The organism is Mucilaginibacter defluvii, assembly GCF_039543225.1.
Lineage (GTDB): Bacteria > Bacteroidota > Bacteroidia > Sphingobacteriales > Sphingobacteriaceae > Mucilaginibacter > Mucilaginibacter defluvii.
On sequence record NZ_BAABJI010000001.1, the window covers coordinates 1,273,560 to 1,288,742 of the forward strand.

A 15,183-nucleotide genomic window follows, 5' to 3' on the forward strand; every position below is an offset into this window, starting at 1 on the left:
CAGTATTGCTGCCCTTTCATCATCTATTTCAGGATGGGTCAGGCCACCTTTTTTAATTTATAAGAGGTGTTTTCATGATTGATCACCAACTCATCCAGACCGATTGATTCCACCGTAATTCGTCTCTCGCCCGAGCGGTCGTAATTGTGTACTATAAGGCATAATCCCTCGTCGGTACGTATAATCCTGAACGGAGAAACAATAGTGCCGGAAATTTTTGAATCCTTAAAATAGCTGATCTTTAAAAGATGACGTACAAAGTCAAACTCAAATCGTTTCTCATTTTCGAGATAGATTCCCAAAGGCAGGCTGTTCATGTTGTTAAATGGATAAATTGTATCTGTTAAACAGGAACCGCTAAGGCTTGTTTTATCTGCTGCAATTATTTTTAGCAAAATCAGGCGCTTAGCCGAAAGTTCTGTCATCAGCCGACGGGCCATAGATTGAGGGCACCGGTATATCGTTCAAACGCATGTAAACGGTTAACTGGCCGCGGTGGTGCACCATGTGGTTAATGCTCGATGAAATACTGTGTTTACGTGGCTCCGTATGCAAAACGGTACCATTGTTTTTTAGCGAGAACATTCCATCCAGGCCGCCATCCTCGATGCCTTTTAAAACCTCAATAGCTTTTTGGTGGTTCTCCTTAAAATGTGCTACCAACTCATCAGTAGTTTTGGGTTGAAAATGGGCATAGGTAGCAAAGTCGATATCATTACCAGATGCAATGTGATAAACCCACAGCGGAATTTCGGCCACCAGCAAAGCCAGATAGCCTAACGCCATCGATTTTTCGTGCGGTTTATACTCAAATAACGATACGGGTATGCGCTCGAGGCATTTTAATGATGCGGTGTATTCGGCTTGCAGTTCATGAATACAGCCCTGTGCAAAATCAACGTCATTCATGGCAATAGTTTTTATGAATTACGTTTTTATAGCCGAATTGTTTGCCGTATTTAGTTCTGATGCAGGAACTTAACTTTCAAGTCATTAACACCATTTAAACGGCCAAGTACCTTGTTAACCGCTTGTTGCCTGATGGATAGGGTGATGCTGCATTGGTTATCAAAAGCCTGCTCAATCACTTCCGTATTTTCATCTTTAACAATGCGCATCACATCGTTCATCTGCAAATAATCAAAGTCGATGCGGTAAACATCATTAACCGTTTTTTGTATGATGCTTGCCAGTTTGATGGCTTCTTCGGTAGCGGTTTTGTATGCGTTTATCAATCCTGGTACACCCAGCAAGGTACCGCCAAAATAACGCACAACCACCACAAATACGTTGGTAATATTGTGCGATAGTAAGGCATTCAGTATAGGCCTGCCCGCTGTTCCGGACGGTTCGCCGTCATCGTTCAAACGAAAAATGGAACGGTCAGGCGTGAGGCGCAATGCCCAGCAATGATGGCGGGCTTTGGGGTGCTCGTGCTTTACTTGCGCCAGCAAGGCCTTAACATCATTTTCGGATTTTATAGGAAATATATAACCAATGAATTTGCTGCCGCGATCGCTGAATACGCCCTCGGCAGGTTTTTCAATGGTTTGGTAGGTATCGTCAAAAAGCATCAGGATAAATTTAAAATGCGGTAGCGTTCAGTAAAACTCTTAACCGGTCGGCACCCACGGCTTCTTCCGAGTGTAGTGTGCCGCTAATGGCAGGGGCTTTAATCCCGCTGATCAGGCTGTTGCTGCCGGTAAATATGCGTGCCTCATCCCACAGTCCGGCCTCAATAAAGCTATTCAATGTGTGCACGCCACCCTCAATAATAACCGATTGCACATCCTGCATATAAAGCTGAAACATGATGTACTGTGGCACAAAGCGATCAAAATCCTCTAAAGCGATATATTTGATGTTGCCGTCAATATCCGTCTTAACCTCATTGAATATCATCGTTTCAACAGATTGATCAAATATGTGCAGCGAATGGTCAAGTTCCAAACTACGGTCAATGATCACGCGCTTTGGCGATTTGCCTTGCCAGTAGCGTACGTTCAACTGCGGGTTATCAATGGCAACGGTGTTCTTCCCGGCAAGCATAGCGTCTTCCTCGCTACGCCATTTGTGTACCAGTTTGCGGGCTTCGGTGCCGGTTATCCAGTACTGACATTTATCGGCAGGGGCAAAAAAGCCCTCGTGCGTTTGCGCCCACTTTAAAATAATATAGGGGCGATGTTTTTGCACCCGAGTAAAAAAACGGCGGTTAAGCCATTGGCATTCCTGCTCCAACGCGCCGATTTCAACCTCGATACCGGCGGCTATCAATTTTTCAATGCCTTTACCATCCACCTGTGCAAACGGGTCGCGGCAGCCAACTACCACTTTAGGTATATGGTGCTTGATGATAAGATCGGCACAGGGCGGTGTTTTGCCATGATGGGCGCAGGGTTCTAAGGAAACATAGATGGTTGATTGGGCTAATAGCTCAGCATGGTTAGTATATTGGGTGATAACACTGTTTATGGCGTTTACCTCGGCATGAGGCCCGCCATAACGCTGGTGCCAGCCTTCACCGATTATGGTGTCGTTATGCACGATCACCGAGCCAACCATAGGGTTGGGACTAACCGCCCCGGCACCTAAACCTGCCAATTGCAGGCAGCGCTGCATATATTTTTGATGCCCAAGCATGGTGCAAAAGTAGCTTTTATGTTACTTTGTTGCATGAAAACTGTTAAGGATGTGTTCAATAATTTCAGGCTAAGGCTCGCAGCGGTGTATGATGCGCAAGAAACAGAGGCGCTTACCCTCGCCGCCGTTGCCGAAGTAACACAACTGGGCCGGGCAGGTATCAAGGCATTTCCGGAGCGTGAACTAAATAACGAACAGGCTGCAAGACTTAACGAAATAGCCATCCAACTGCAAAGCGGCAAACCTTTACAGTACATTTTAGGTAAGGCCGAATTTTATGAGTTAACATTTAATGTAAACCCATCGGTGCTTATTCCTCGGCCCGAAACGGAGGAATTGGTGGAGTGGGTCATTCAGTCGGTGGTTAGTGGTGAGAGGTCAGTGGTTAGTAGCGAAATAAGTATATTAGATATTGGTACCGGGAGCGGTTGTATCGCTATAAGTTTAAAGAAGAATCTGGCAACTGCTGTAGTATCGGCCATGGATATTTCGGCTGATGCCTTGCAAACGGCAAGGGGTAATGCAAAGCTTAATAGGGCAGAGGTGAATTTTATGGAGGCGGATATACTTTCGGCAAAGCCGGATGCTGCGAAGTATGATGTCATAGTATCTAACCCGCCGTATGTTACCTCGCATGATAAGCGGCAGATGCATACCAACGTTACCGATTTTGAACCGCATACCGCGCTTTTTGTACCCGATGAAGATCCGCTGTTATTTTACAAAGCCATCGCCGATTATGCTTTATTGAGTTTAAAAAAGCCGGGTATGCTTTTCTTCGAGATCAACGAAAGTTATGGTGCCGAAACGGTGGCGATGTTAATGGAAAAAGGCTATAAAGATATTCAGCTGAAGAAGGACATGAGTGGCCGCGATCGTATGGTAAAGGCTTTATTGTAATATTCCTGGCAGCTCTTAACAAAATTATTAATTACTAAAAATATTAGTAATTTTGTTTGGGATGAATTTAGAGCGGATAACGGAAAAACTTAATATACTGGCTGATGCAGCCAAGTATGATGTATCATGCGCATCAAGCGGTAGTAAGCGCAAAAACGAGAACAAGGGTTTAGGCAATGCCAGTAACGGCATTTGTCACTCCTATACAGAGGACGGGCGTTGTGTATCGTTATTAAAAATATTGCTGACCAATCATTGTATTTTTGATTGTGCCTATTGTGTATCGCGCAAAAGCAATGATATTAAACGTGCGGCCTTCACCGTTCAAGAGGTGGTCGACCTCACTATTAATTTTTACCGCCGTAATTATATCGAAGGTTTATTCCTGAGTTCTGGTATTTTTAAGGATGCCGATACCACCATGGAGCGCCTGGTACAGGTGGCTAAAAAGCTGCGTACCGAACATAAATTCAATGGTTATATCCATCTTAAATCCATCCCCGGTGCCAGTGATGAACTGATGCGCGAGGCTGGCCTGTACGCCGACAGGCTCAGTGTAAACCTGGAGATGCCTACCGAAGAAGGGTTGAAACTTTTGGCCCCGGATAAGGACAGGAAGGATATGATCCAGCCGATGGGTTTTCTCCGTAACGAGATCATCCATCGGGCAGAAGAGAAAAAGCTGTTTAAAAAAGCGCCGATGTTCGCTCCGGCAGGACAAAGCACCCAGGTTATAGTTGGCGCCACAGCTATCGAGGATGACCGGGCCATTCTCTACTCAGCTAATCACTTTTATAAAACCTTTAAACTAAAGCGGGTATATTATTCAGGCTATGTACCCGTACTGGCCGACAACCGCTTGCCTGCCTTAAACACTGCCGTACCAATGGTGCGCGAAAATCGTTTGTATCAGGCCGATTGGCTGATGCGCTTTTACGGCTTTAAAGTAAACGAGATCGTAAATAATGATCAAAGGCATCTTGATCTGGATATCGACCCTAAATTAAGCTGGGCCCTGCGCAATATGCACGTGTTCCCGGTGGATATTAACAAGGCTGATCTGCAAATGATATTACGGGTACCGGGCATTGGCATGTTATCGGCACAAAAAATTGTAAGTACCCGCAAATTCAATAAACTTAACTGGGAGCACATCAAAAAACTGGGTGTGGCGGTAAATCGTGCGCAATACTTCATTACCTGCAATAGTAATTCGTTTGAACGGCGCGACCTTACCGGTACACGCATTAAACAGTTTATACTGGCCGAATCGCAAAGTAAATACCTCAAAAATAAACCCGACCAATTAAGCCTTTTTTAACATGACAACCACTTTAGTTTACGATGGTACGTTTGAAGGATTGCTTACTGCGGTGTTTGAAGTATATGAGCATAAATTACAGTTCGTAAAACTGGTAAAAGGCGAATTGCACAACACGGCATTGTTTGATAGTTTGATGCAAATAATTACCGATGAATCGCGATACGGGCGGGTATTAAAGGGTTTGCAAAAAAAACTATCGGCCAGCGGGATGCAGCGTTTGTATGTAGCGCATCTATCGGGCATTGATGATGCCGACGCAGCGGTTTTAGGTTATATACGCTATGTGTTTGACGCGGAGCAAAACATAGAGGAAGATTACGGCAACCGCTATGTAATGCGCGTATCAGAACTTGTAAAAATGATGCGCCGCGAAAAGCACCGTATGGAAGCCTTTGTACGTTTCCAAAAATTGCAGGATGGCTTGTTCTATTCCGTTATCGAACCTGACTTTAACGTGCTGCCCATGCTGATCCGCCATTTTAAAAACCGTTATGCCGATCAAAAGTGGATGATCTACGATCTGAAAAGAAAATATGGCATCTATTACGATCTGCACCAGGTAGAATATATGGAGATGGATTTTACTGAAGGGCAGGGGGCAGGCAACGTCATCAATTCATTTACTGATGATGAGGATGGCTATCAGCATTTATGGAAAAATTATTTTAAAAGCGTAAATATTGCATCCCGCAAAAATACCAAGCTGCACATCAGGCACATCCCTAAACGGTATTGGAAACATTTAACTGAAAAGATTTAAAGATGACAGCGTAAACGGATTTTTTCCATAATTAACTTGTAGTCAAAAAATTACACTATCTTTGCTTCAGTTAATACTTAAGCCTGATGAAACATAGCCTGCTGCTCTGTGCAGCGTTAATCCTGCTTTTTTGCTCGTGTAGTAAAGAAAAGCGCATTACTCCCGGTGATGGAGGAAAAAAATATCCTGTAAAATTTGATGTGTCCGGGTTTACCCAGATCTATGAGCCGCAGGGCGGAGCAACCGGAAAGGTTAGAACCGAAGATGTTGATTCGTTACCGGTAACTACGCTGGCTTATGTTGTTTTTAAGGATAACCAAATCGTATCTATCAAAACCTCAAAAAAGGGAGATGTGGGATTCGGGACTTTTACCGACGAATTGAGCCCCGGTAGTTACCAAATAGCGCTTGGTGGCGGTTCGCCTGCAGTTGTTTATATACAAAATAACACTTACCAATCTGATTTTGGGGCCGCTTTATTATATGGAGACGATCTGTTTTTTAAGAAAGTGCCACTTACTGTAACCAATACTGCCGTTACACAAGCAATAGAGTTGAAGCGTATTTCATCTCAACTTGTAGTAAACATTAATGATGCTATTCCGGCTAATGTATCATCAATACGTGTAAGTTTAAAAGATACTACTGGTTACATTATGACAAAACAACAGTATTTTAGCTATAACGAGCGTACTGTTACTAAACAAATTTCCGCGGCCGATGCAGGCAAGATCAATTACCGGATTGTTGTCAATAACTCGCATAATGTTACGCCATTTACAATAACCGTGTCTTATGTCCAAAGTGGCAAAACGGTATCTAAAGTTATTTCTAATGTAGTATGTAAAACTAATATGCGTACTATTTTGTCAGGCAATTTATTTGGTTCAAGTAGTACCGATTTTGATATGAAAATTGACCGTGATTGGAATGCACCTGTTTACATAGACTTTTAAACCTGCCTTAACCATGAAAAAACATATATTAATAATTGTAGTGCTTGTAAGTACGGTACTACAAGCCTGTAAAAAAGACAAGCAACCTAATGTTAAAACGGATGATATAAAGCATACCGTAACCTTTAATATAAGCGGCTTTGAACAAGTTATAGAGCCAACTGGGTTTGCAAAGGATAAAAAAAGGGTACTGGCCGATACATCATTGCGTGGCCAATACTTAGTTTGCCTGTATTATAAGGCTGATGGTACTTTTATCTCCGAAGAAACAAGGAGTTATGATTATGATGATCCTGACAATGAAAATTATGGTGTATTTAAAAAGGATTTACCGGCTGGAGATTATACAGCAATATTTTTTGCTTACAATGAATTTGATGAATACCGTATAGAAGATGGATATATTTATTATGATGAACATTCAAATGAAGATTATCCTGACCCTTTGAGCAATATCTATTCTAAAAGAATCAACTTTTCAATAACCTCTCAAACAGGAGATATTGCCCAATCAGTAATTATGCAACGTTATTTTGGCACTTTGGCTGTTCAAATTACAGATGCTTTACCGGCCAACGTTACCTCAATTGAAACCCAAGTTAATGATTGGTATGGGATGAATATTTTTGAGGATACTAATGTTTTGAACAGGGGTTATACGATTGTGAAATTTAATAAGGTACTTACCGGGCAGGCAGGAGTAATTAATTATTTGGTTAACACTGATTCGAAGATATTAAGTACCGGTGGCCCGGTTCAGGTAACTATAATCGCTTATAATAATTCAAGTGTAATTACCAAGAAGGTATTGCCAAATGTTAATTTTTACAAAAACACTAAAACCATATTGCGTGGTAAACTATTTGAAAGCAATCAAACCGGCAATAACGCAGGCTTTAGCACCAGCTTTGAAACTTTTTTGCCTGATAGTATTACAGCAGAATTTTAACTGATCTAACCCATAAACAAGAGAAGCGATAGGATAACTATCGCTTCTCTTGTTTATAAATATATTTTCCGGTTTAAAAAGGTGCTTCGTCATCCATATCATCCATGCGTGACGGGCGGATGATGAAATTACTTGCATTCGGGTTGTCAAAACCTTGCGACGGGGTAAGGCCGGCAAAGGCGTTGTTAGCGCCCATACCAAAGTCGTTATCATCCTCCAGGTTGGTAAACTTAACGTACTTGCCCACAAATTTAAGGCGCACGCGGCCGGTTTCGCCGTTACGGTGCTTAGCGATGATTACCTCGCCTACACCTTGCGTTGGGTTGTTGTCTTCATCCACGTCCAGGCCGTAGTACTCCGGACGGTAAAGGAAGAGTACCATATCCGCGTCCTGCTCAATTGAACCGGACTCACGCAAGTCAGATAGCATTGGTCTTTTTGACCCGCCCGGACGGCTCTCAACCGCACGGCTCAATTGCGAAAGTGCGATTACCGGTACATTCAGTTCTTTAGCTACTGATTTAAGCGCCCTTGATATACTACCAATCTCCTGCTCACGGTTACCGCCCTTACCATCGTTTTTACCGTGCATCAGCTGCAGGTAGTCGATGATGATCAGCTGGATATCGTGCTGGGCTTTTAACCGGCGGCATTTAGCCCTGAATTCGAATATGTTAAGTGCGGGTGTATCGTCAATAATAATGGTAGCTTGTTCAAGCTTGCGTACCTTGCTGTGTATCTGCTCCCATTCCCAGGGCTCCAGGTTACCTTTACGTATTTTTTCCTGCTCAATTTGGGCCTCGCCGGATATCAAACGGTTAACCAACTGAACCGACGACATCTCCAATGAAAAAACCACTACAGGTTTATCAAAATCAACTGCCGCGTTACGCGCGCAGCTTAACACGAATGCCGTTTTACCCATTGCCGGGCGTGCCGCTATAATAACCAAATCTGATTTTTGCCAGCCCGAGGTCATGCGATCAAGATCTGTAAAGCCTGATGCCACACCGGTAAGGCCATCGGTTTTATCTTTCAGGGCTTCAATGTCGCGCAGGGCCTCATGCATCAGGTCGTCCATTTTACGCGAGTCGCGGCGAAGGTTATTTTGCGCTATATCAAACAGGTTCTTTTCAGCTTTATCTAACAGGTCAAGCACGTCCGTCGTGTCCTCGTAAGCGCTATTAATTACATCTGTAGATATACGGATCAGTTCACGTTGTATGTACTTCTGAATAATAATACGGGCGTGGTACTCAATATTGGCTGCCGAAGCAACACGGTTGGTAAGCTCGGTAATGTAATATGCGCCGCCAATCATCTCCAGCTCGCCTTGGGCGCGTAAATGGGCGGTAACGGTCAGGATATCAACCGGCGATGTTTTCTCAAACAAAATGCGTATCGCCTGGAAAATTTTCTGGTGAGCGTCCTTATAAAAAACTTCCGGTTTTAAAATATCAATAACAGATGACAATGCATCCTTTTCAAGCATCAGCGCACCCAATACGGCCTCCTCAAGGTCAAGCGCCTGCGGCGGCAGTTTGCCCAATCCGCTGTAAGCGTTTCCGGCAGAAAACCGGCTTCTTCTTTCGTTAGTACTCGGCTTGTTAAATTGGTTTTCGTTATCGGGGATCATAGTCTACAAAAATATACAAATATTCTTCGGATTAGCTAACATTATGCTCAAACCACCAAAACTCAACGTTGAAAAATAATGGTTTAGCAAGGTGTTATAACTAACACGTTATGTTAATAACGTGTTGAATACCTACTTATGTTGCTGATAGTTAGTTGTGTTGATAACTATTTAGGCTTGTTAACTAGTTGGGCGTGTACTCAAAAGCCCATTCGGTTCATTAAGTGCATAATCAAATTAATATAGCTATTTTTGACCTTTAAATTTTTACTATGTCGTTCAATTCAAAACCTGTTAGAGAGAGTAACCAGATGGTGTTTGGCATACGTGCCGTAATTGAGGCCATACGAGCAGGTAAGGAAATTGAATCAATATATATTCAGCGCGGAATAAGCGGCGGATTGATGAGCGAACTAAAAACGCTGCTTACTGAATACCAGCTTACCGCCCAGCAGGTGCCGGTTGAAAAGCTTAACCGCCTTACCCCGAAAAATCATCAGGGCGCCGTCGCCTTTATATCACCGATTGTTTATCAGAAGATAGAAGACATTATACCCGAGATATTTGAAAGGGGAGAGGTGCCGCTGATACTGGTGCTTGACAGCATTACCGACGTGCGTAACATGGGCGCTATTGCCCGTACTGCCGAATGTGCAGGGGTGCACGCCATTGTGGTGCCCGCCAAAGGTTCGGCGCAGATAAACCCTGATGCTATTAAGACGTCTGCAGGGGCATTGTATAAAATACCGGTTTGCCGCCATGCTAATCTTTTGCAAACCGTAAGATTTATCCAGGAATCGGGCCTGCAGCTGGTTTGTTGCACCGAAAAAACTAACGACTATCTATACAAACCCGATTACACGGCCCCAACGGCTATTATCATGGGTTCTGAAGAAGACGGCATCCGTAACGAGATCATCCGCATATCAGACCATCTAGCCAAAATACCCATGTTCGGCGAAATAGAATCACTTAACGTAAGTGTGTCCGCAGGTATAATTATTTATGAGGCGGTGAGGCAACGAAATGCTTAGTCCCCTAACCCCCTAAAGAGGAAAATTGTATTTGCATCGAACTAAAAAAGCAAAGGCTGATTGAACTGTCAATCGGCCTTTGCTTTTTTACTAACTTCCCTTTTAGGGGTTGGGGGCACTAAATATATTTCGTTCCGAATTTTTGCTTCACGTCGGCTACAACCTGTTTAACGTTTTGCTCCTGGTCGCGCGGACAGATCAGCAGGGTGTTGTTTGATTCTACCACGATATAATCATGCAGTCCCTGTAAAATAACCAGCTTTTCGTCGGGCACATTCACCATGCAGTTTGATGAATCGTACATGATCACCTTTTCGGCCGGGATAACGGCGTTGCCCACATAGTCTTTGTTCGAAAGCTCGTATATCGAAGCCCAGGTACCCAGGTCAGACCATCCGAACTCCGAAGGCAGTACGTACACGTTATCCGCTTTTTCCATAATGCCGTAATCAATAGATATATTGGTACAGCGTTGATAAGCGTTGCTTACATGCCTGCGTTCATCGTCAGTATTGTAAACGGAGCGGGCCTCGGCAAATATGTCGAACATGTCTGGCAGATAGCTGTTAAATGCCTTAACAATCGCCTTTGCGGACCATACGAAAATGCCTGCGTTCCATAAGAAATCGCCGCTTTGCAAAAAGGTGCGGGCGAGCTCCAGGTTAGGCTTCTCGGTAAAGGTTTTTACTTTATGAAAATCACCGTTAATAGCATTTTCTGTGTATTGGATGTATCCGTAACCGGTATCAGGCCTTGAGGGTTTAATACCCAGGGTTACCAGGCACTGGTGTTCAGATGCTGTTTCAAGTGATTTCTCAATAGCATTCACAAAAGCGGCTTCATCAAGTATCAGGTGATCCGAAGGGGCTACCACAATGGCGGCATCCGGGTTAAGTGATTCTATTTTAAAACAGCCATACGCCACGCAAGGGGCTGTATTGCGCATTACGGGTTCGGTCAGTATCTGGTTATCGCCCATGTCAGGCAGTTGTTCCTTTACCAGGCCTGCATAGCTTTCATTGGTTACAACGTAAATATTTTCCTTCGGGCAGATTTTTAAAAAACGATCGTAAGTGTTTTGTATAAGTGTTTTTCCGGTACCTAATATGTCAATAAATTGCTTAGGATGAGAAGTTCTGCTTATCGGCCAAAAACGGCTTCCGATGCCGCCGGCCATAATTATGGCATAGTAGTTACTGTTCATTGAGCAGGCTGAATATAGTTAAATGTGACGTACGCTGTAAAAATGAACAATTATTTGCAAAATCCACGTTAAATGTTCGTAAAAACGGCGTCAGGGTTTAAAAGCCGTAAGTAAGCAAATTGTTTTTAATTCCTAAATCATTTTTATACAAAAATTTGGTTTGTAGCGGATGCATTAATAAAAAAATTTGTTATTTTGAACTTTTATTTTTCAAGCACACAACAAATAATGATAGAGACTAAAAAGTCGCTTTTCGATAATCTCCAGAATTTTTTCGGATTTGATAATTTTAAGGGCGACCAGGAGGCAATTATTACCAATATATTAGCCGGGAGGGATACGTTTGTTATAATGCCTACAGGTGGTGGTAAATCAATGTGTTACCAGCTGCCCGCACTCATGAGCGAGGGAACCGCCATTGTTATTTCGCCACTTATCGCTTTAATGAAGAACCAGGTTGACCAGCTTCGTGCTTTCGGCGGTTCTGACAGTATTGCGCATTTCCTTAATTCATCATTAACCAAGGCTGAAATAGCCCGGGTTAAAGAGGATGTATTGGCCGGCAAAACCAAGCTTTTATACGTAGCGCCGGAATCGTTAACCAAACAGGAAAATATAGATTTTTTACGCCTCAACCATGTATCGTTTGTATCGGTTGATGAGGCGCACTGTATATCAGAGTGGGGGCATGATTTTCGCCCCGAATACCGTAAGATCAGGCAGGTGATCAGCAATATTGGCGAGAATATCCCGATCATTGCGCTTACTGCTACGGCCACACCAAAGGTGCAGCACGATATTCAGAAGAACCTGCAGATGAACAACGCTACGGTCTTCAAGTCATCATTTAACCGTACCAACCTTTTTTACGAGGTACGCGCCAAGCGCAACGTAATCAAGGAAATTGTAAAGTTTGTAAAGCAGAACGCCGGTAAATCGGGCATTGTATATTGCCTGAGCCGTAAAAAGGTTGAAGAGGTTGCCGAGGTACTTAACCTTAACGGGGTACGCGCCCTTCCTTACCATGCCGGGCTTGATGCCAAGGTGCGTGCCGATACGCAGGATAAATTCCTGATGGAGGATGTGGACGTGATAGTGGCAACCATAGCCTTCGGTATGGGTATTGACAAACCCGATGTGCGCTACGTAATACACCACGATGTGCCCAAGAGCATGGAGGGTTACTATCAGGAAACCGGCAGGGCAGGCCGCGATGGCGGCGAAGGCGTTTGCGTGGCGTTCTACTCGCAAAAAGACATTGATAAACTGCAGAAGTTTATGAAAGATAAGCCGGTATCTGAGCGTGAAATAGGCACCCAGATATTGAAGGAAGTAATTGATTACGCTGAGTCATCAGTATGCCGCCGTAAGCAGATATTGCATTATTTTGGTGAGCATTTTGATGAAAGTGGCTGCAGCTGCATGTGCGACAATTGCAGTGCGCCCAAAACTTACTTTGATGCAGAAACGCATTTGCATAAAGCGCTCAGCTTGATTAAACACCTGGGCGAAAAGTTTGATGACCGTTATATCATTGACATTTTAATTGGTGCCGATAACCCGCAGATACGTAATTACGGGCATGATGAGCCACCTTATTTCAATTCAGGAAAAGAAGACGGCGAGAACATCTGGAGCTCGGTTTTAAGGCAGGCTTTGCTTGACGATTTCTTGTCAAAAGATATTGACCAGTATGGTTTGTTAAGGCTTACCGAAAAAGGTGCCAGTTTTATTGACAATCCATTCAGCATACGCTTTTTAGTGAACCGCGTTATTGAAAATACTGATGATGAGGACGGTGAGGACGGCCCTAAGCAGGGTGGTGGCGCGTTAGATACGCAGCTGCTGCAAATGCTGAAAGATCTGCGTAAAAAAATTGCCAAGCAGAAAAACCTGCCGCCGTTCGTGATTTTCCAGGATCCGTCATTAGAGGAAATGTGTACGCATTACCCGGTATCTATCGACGAGTTGAAACAAATATCGGGTGTAGGCGCCGGTAAGGCCATGAAGTTTGGCGCGCCGGTTATCGAGCTGATCAAGAAATATGTTGAGGATAACGATATTGACCGCCCGGTTGATATGGTGATCAAAAGCGCGGCTAACAAGTCGGCATTAAAGGTTTATATTATTCAGAATATAGACAGGCATCTTAACCTTGAGGATATTGCCGCTTCAAAGGGTTTAACTTACGAAGAAATATTGCGCGAGGTGGAATCAATAGTAAACTCGGGCACCAAACTTAACCTAGACTATTACATTGATGAGGTAATGGACGAGGATAAGCAGGATGAGGTATTTGATTACTTTAAAACTGCCGAAGTTGATTCGATTGATAACGCGCTGGCAGAATTAGGGCCCGATGATTATACTTACGAAGAAGTACAGCTGATGCGCATTAAATTCATGTCAGAGCTGGGTAACTAAGCTACAACATTACAATTATACATAGGCGACGAGGAAACTTGTCGCCTTTTTTATAGCTAATTTTAGGCTGTAAAACTTGTGTAATGCGCTATGATATCATCCGGAATAGGTACACCGCGATTTGTGCTCAGGTCTATCAACACAAAATCAAACCAACCGTCGCAGCTTTCTTTACCGGTGGCTTTATTAATTATGCTGAATTTTACCCGGCAGTTGCGGGTGCCGATGTCTTCAATACCAGTGCGAACCAAAAGAGTGTCGCCCATTTTTAAGGCCCGTTTATAGTTGATGTGTACGGTTTGCACCAGCCAGCCAAAGCCACGTTCTATAAACGTTTCCATGCTCATGCCGTAATTCTGGTCCATCTGATCGTAACGGGCAGCCAATACATAGTCAAAATACTTGCTGTTGTGTACATGTTGGTACATATCTATATCGTCGGGCCTTACCCGTAGTTCGGATTCAAAGGTTTTGTACATTATTTAATAAAATCAGTGATTTTTTACAACATCAGATAAAACGTTTTATGTTTGCTTATATTTACGATGATAAATGATAATATTTAAATGAAAAAAATAATCTTAATCGCATTAACAGTCGTAGTTTTTACCGCTGTAAACAGCTTAGCAGGCGGTATCGACACATTAAAGAAGAACGGCTACACGCTTATTGTTTCGGGCAACGACGAAAATTTTGATAAGGAGCTTACCCAAAAACTTATTAATACATTTTTTGAGGTTTACCCCAAACTGGCTAAAGAGTACAACAAGAATACTGATAAGGTAGTAACATTTTTTATTGATACCGCTTACCATGGCGTAGCGGCAACCGGCGATGGCAAGGTAGTATTCAGCGCGGAGTACATGGCCAAGCATAAAACGGACATTGATGTGGTAACGCACGAGGTGATGCACATTGTGCAAGGTTATGGCGAAACCAATGGCCCATGGTGGGTAACCGAAGGTATTGCCGATTACGCCCGCTATAAATTCGGCGTGGCCAATGAGGCTGGTAACTGGAGATTACCGGAGTTTAAAGCCACTCAGAATTTCGATAACAGCTACCGCGTTACCGCCCGTTTTTTAGCCTGGATAGAAGCCAAAGTTAAAAAGGGCACCGTTAAAAAACTGGATGATGTAATGCGCAAACATGCCTATAATGATAATACCTGGAAAGAGATAACAGGTTACACCGTTGAGGATTTGTGGAAGAAATATGCGGCAAATCCGGCTATATAGTTAGCATAAAATATAACGTAAAAGGGACAGAATACTGCCCCTTTTGCGTTTATCGATTATTGAAATCCTCAAAGCTGAGGCATCGTTAACGATATTATTTGTTGCTGATAGAACTTTA

At 43.3% G+C, this 15,183-nt stretch carries 15 protein-coding genes; 8 read left to right on the forward strand and 7 right to left on the reverse strand.

The annotated features are described in order from the left end of the window. Positions 1-38: 38 nt before the first annotated feature. Genes ABD960_RS05685 through ribD form a run of 4 tightly spaced genes read right to left on the reverse strand, consistent with a single transcriptional unit; the run spans position 39 to position 2,640 of the window. On the reverse strand, positions 39-425 hold the full coding sequence (locus tag ABD960_RS05685; RefSeq protein ID WP_345329956.1) for a hypothetical protein: 387 nt from the start codon (positions 423-425) through the stop codon (positions 39-41). Beyond that, positions 406-909 carry a DinB family protein gene (locus ABD960_RS05690; protein ID WP_345329957.1) on the reverse strand — a complete coding sequence of 168 codons (504 nt, stop codon included), beginning with the start codon at positions 907-909 and terminating at the stop codon, positions 406-408. Before ABD960_RS05690 ends, ABD960_RS05685 begins: the two co-directional genes overlap by 20 nt. Positions 910-959: 50 nt before the next feature. Next, complete coding sequence (locus tag ABD960_RS05695; protein ID WP_345329958.1) at positions 960-1,574, reverse strand: YigZ family protein; 615 nt, start codon at positions 1,572-1,574, stop codon at positions 960-962. Between the two features lie 10 nt (positions 1,575-1,584). After that, entirely contained in the window at positions 1,585-2,640 is a 1,056-nt protein-coding gene (gene ribD, locus ABD960_RS05700) for a bifunctional diaminohydroxyphosphoribosylaminopyrimidine deaminase/5-amino-6-(5-phosphoribosylamino)uracil reductase RibD (RefSeq protein ID WP_345329959.1), read from the reverse strand. 33 nt (positions 2,641-2,673) lie between these two features. Between ribD and prmC the strand changes: the two genes are divergently transcribed. From prmC to ABD960_RS05725, 5 genes are all read left to right on the forward strand, one after another. Beyond that, complete coding sequence (gene prmC / locus ABD960_RS05705; RefSeq protein ID WP_345329960.1) at positions 2,674-3,540, forward strand: peptide chain release factor N(5)-glutamine methyltransferase; 867 nt, start codon at positions 2,674-2,676, stop codon at positions 3,538-3,540. Positions 3,541-3,601: 61 nt separating this feature from the next. Continuing rightward, the gene (locus ABD960_RS05710) at positions 3,602-4,861 is read left to right on the forward strand and encodes a putative DNA modification/repair radical SAM protein (protein ID WP_345329961.1); all 1,260 of its coding nucleotides are present in this window, start codon (positions 3,602-3,604) and stop codon (positions 4,859-4,861) included. Position 4,862: 1 nt separating this feature from the next. Continuing rightward, positions 4,863-5,624: a TIGR03915 family putative DNA repair protein gene (locus ABD960_RS05715; protein ID WP_345329962.1), complete on the forward strand. Its 762-nt coding sequence runs from the start codon at positions 4,863-4,865 to the stop codon at positions 5,622-5,624. A gap of 86 nt (positions 5,625-5,710) precedes the next feature. Next, positions 5,711-6,580, forward strand: coding sequence for a hypothetical protein (locus tag ABD960_RS05720; protein WP_345329963.1), 870 nt, complete (start codon positions 5,711-5,713; stop codon positions 6,578-6,580). A 13-nt stretch (positions 6,581-6,593) separates the two neighbouring features. Further along, on the forward strand, positions 6,594-7,529 hold the full coding sequence (locus ABD960_RS05725) for a hypothetical protein (protein ID WP_345329965.1): 936 nt from the start codon (positions 6,594-6,596) through the stop codon (positions 7,527-7,529). Between the two features lie 73 nt (positions 7,530-7,602). Here the strand turns inward: ABD960_RS05725 and dnaB are convergent, their stop codons facing one another. Continuing rightward, entirely contained in the window at positions 7,603-9,165 is a 1,563-nt protein-coding gene (dnaB, locus tag ABD960_RS05730) for a replicative DNA helicase (RefSeq protein ID WP_345329966.1), read from the reverse strand. A 272-nt stretch (positions 9,166-9,437) separates the two neighbouring features. On the opposite strand from dnaB, the gene rlmB reads away from it, so the two are divergent. Continuing rightward, positions 9,438-10,199, forward strand: a complete 762-nt coding sequence (rlmB, locus tag ABD960_RS05735) for a 23S rRNA (guanosine(2251)-2'-O)-methyltransferase RlmB (protein WP_345329967.1) — start codon at positions 9,438-9,440, stop codon at positions 10,197-10,199. Between the two features lie 118 nt (positions 10,200-10,317). Here rlmB and ABD960_RS05740 read toward each other — a convergent pair whose 3' ends face one another. After that, on the reverse strand, positions 10,318-11,403 hold the full coding sequence (locus ABD960_RS05740) for a mannose-1-phosphate guanylyltransferase (protein ID WP_345329968.1): 1,086 nt from the start codon (positions 11,401-11,403) through the stop codon (positions 10,318-10,320). Positions 11,404-11,634: 231 nt separating this feature from the next. Between ABD960_RS05740 and recQ the strand changes: the two genes are divergently transcribed. Then, on the forward strand, positions 11,635-13,827 hold the full coding sequence (gene recQ, locus ABD960_RS05745) for a DNA helicase RecQ (protein ID WP_345330081.1): 2,193 nt from the start codon (positions 11,635-11,637) through the stop codon (positions 13,825-13,827). A gap of 62 nt (positions 13,828-13,889) precedes the next feature. Here recQ and ABD960_RS05750 read toward each other — a convergent pair whose 3' ends face one another. Then, entirely contained in the window at positions 13,890-14,306 is a 417-nt protein-coding gene (locus ABD960_RS05750) for an acyl-CoA thioesterase (protein ID WP_345329969.1), read from the reverse strand. 87 nt (positions 14,307-14,393) lie between these two features. Here ABD960_RS05750 and ABD960_RS05755 point away from each other — a divergent pair, with 87 nt between their 5' ends. Further along, on the forward strand, positions 14,394-15,065 hold the full coding sequence (locus ABD960_RS05755; protein ID WP_345329970.1) for a basic secretory protein-like protein: 672 nt from the start codon (positions 14,394-14,396) through the stop codon (positions 15,063-15,065). Positions 15,066-15,183 lie beyond the last annotated feature (118 nt).

Excerpts from the sequence above, each read along its gene's own strand:
- ABD960_RS05710 (WP_345329961.1), top strand. The coding sequence starts at position 3,602 with ATGAATTTAGAGCGGATAACGGAAAAACTTAATATACTGGCTGATGCA.
- ABD960_RS05715 (WP_345329962.1), top strand. The coding sequence starts at position 4,863 with ATGACAACCACTTTAGTTTACGATGGTACGTTTGAAGGATTGCTTACT.
- prmC (WP_345329960.1), top strand. The coding sequence starts at position 2,674 with ATGAAAACTGTTAAGGATGTGTTCAATAATTTCAGGCTAAGGCTCGCA.
- ABD960_RS05725 (WP_345329965.1), top strand. The coding sequence starts at position 6,594 with ATGAAAAAACATATATTAATAATTGTAGTGCTTGTAAGTACGGTACTA.
- dnaB (WP_345329966.1), bottom strand. The coding sequence starts at position 9,165 with ATGATCCCCGATAACGAAAACCAATTTAACAAGCCGAGTACTAACGAA.
- rlmB (WP_345329967.1), top strand. The coding sequence starts at position 9,438 with ATGTCGTTCAATTCAAAACCTGTTAGAGAGAGTAACCAGATGGTGTTT.
- ribD (WP_345329959.1), bottom strand. The coding sequence starts at position 2,640 with ATGCTTGGGCATCAAAAATATATGCAGCGCTGCCTGCAATTGGCAGGT.
- ABD960_RS05750 (WP_345329969.1), bottom strand. The coding sequence starts at position 14,306 with ATGTACAAAACCTTTGAATCCGAACTACGGGTAAGGCCCGACGATATA.
- ABD960_RS05755 (WP_345329970.1), top strand. The coding sequence starts at position 14,394 with ATGAAAAAAATAATCTTAATCGCATTAACAGTCGTAGTTTTTACCGCT.
- ABD960_RS05720 (WP_345329963.1), top strand. The coding sequence starts at position 5,711 with ATGAAACATAGCCTGCTGCTCTGTGCAGCGTTAATCCTGCTTTTTTGC.
- ABD960_RS05695 (WP_345329958.1), bottom strand. The coding sequence starts at position 1,574 with ATGCTTTTTGACGATACCTACCAAACCATTGAAAAACCTGCCGAGGGC.
- ABD960_RS05740 (WP_345329968.1), bottom strand. The coding sequence starts at position 11,403 with ATGAACAGTAACTACTATGCCATAATTATGGCCGGCGGCATCGGAAGC.
- ABD960_RS05690 (WP_345329957.1), bottom strand. The coding sequence starts at position 909 with ATGAATGACGTTGATTTTGCACAGGGCTGTATTCATGAACTGCAAGCC.
- ABD960_RS05685 (WP_345329956.1), bottom strand. The coding sequence starts at position 425 with ATGACAGAACTTTCGGCTAAGCGCCTGATTTTGCTAAAAATAATTGCA.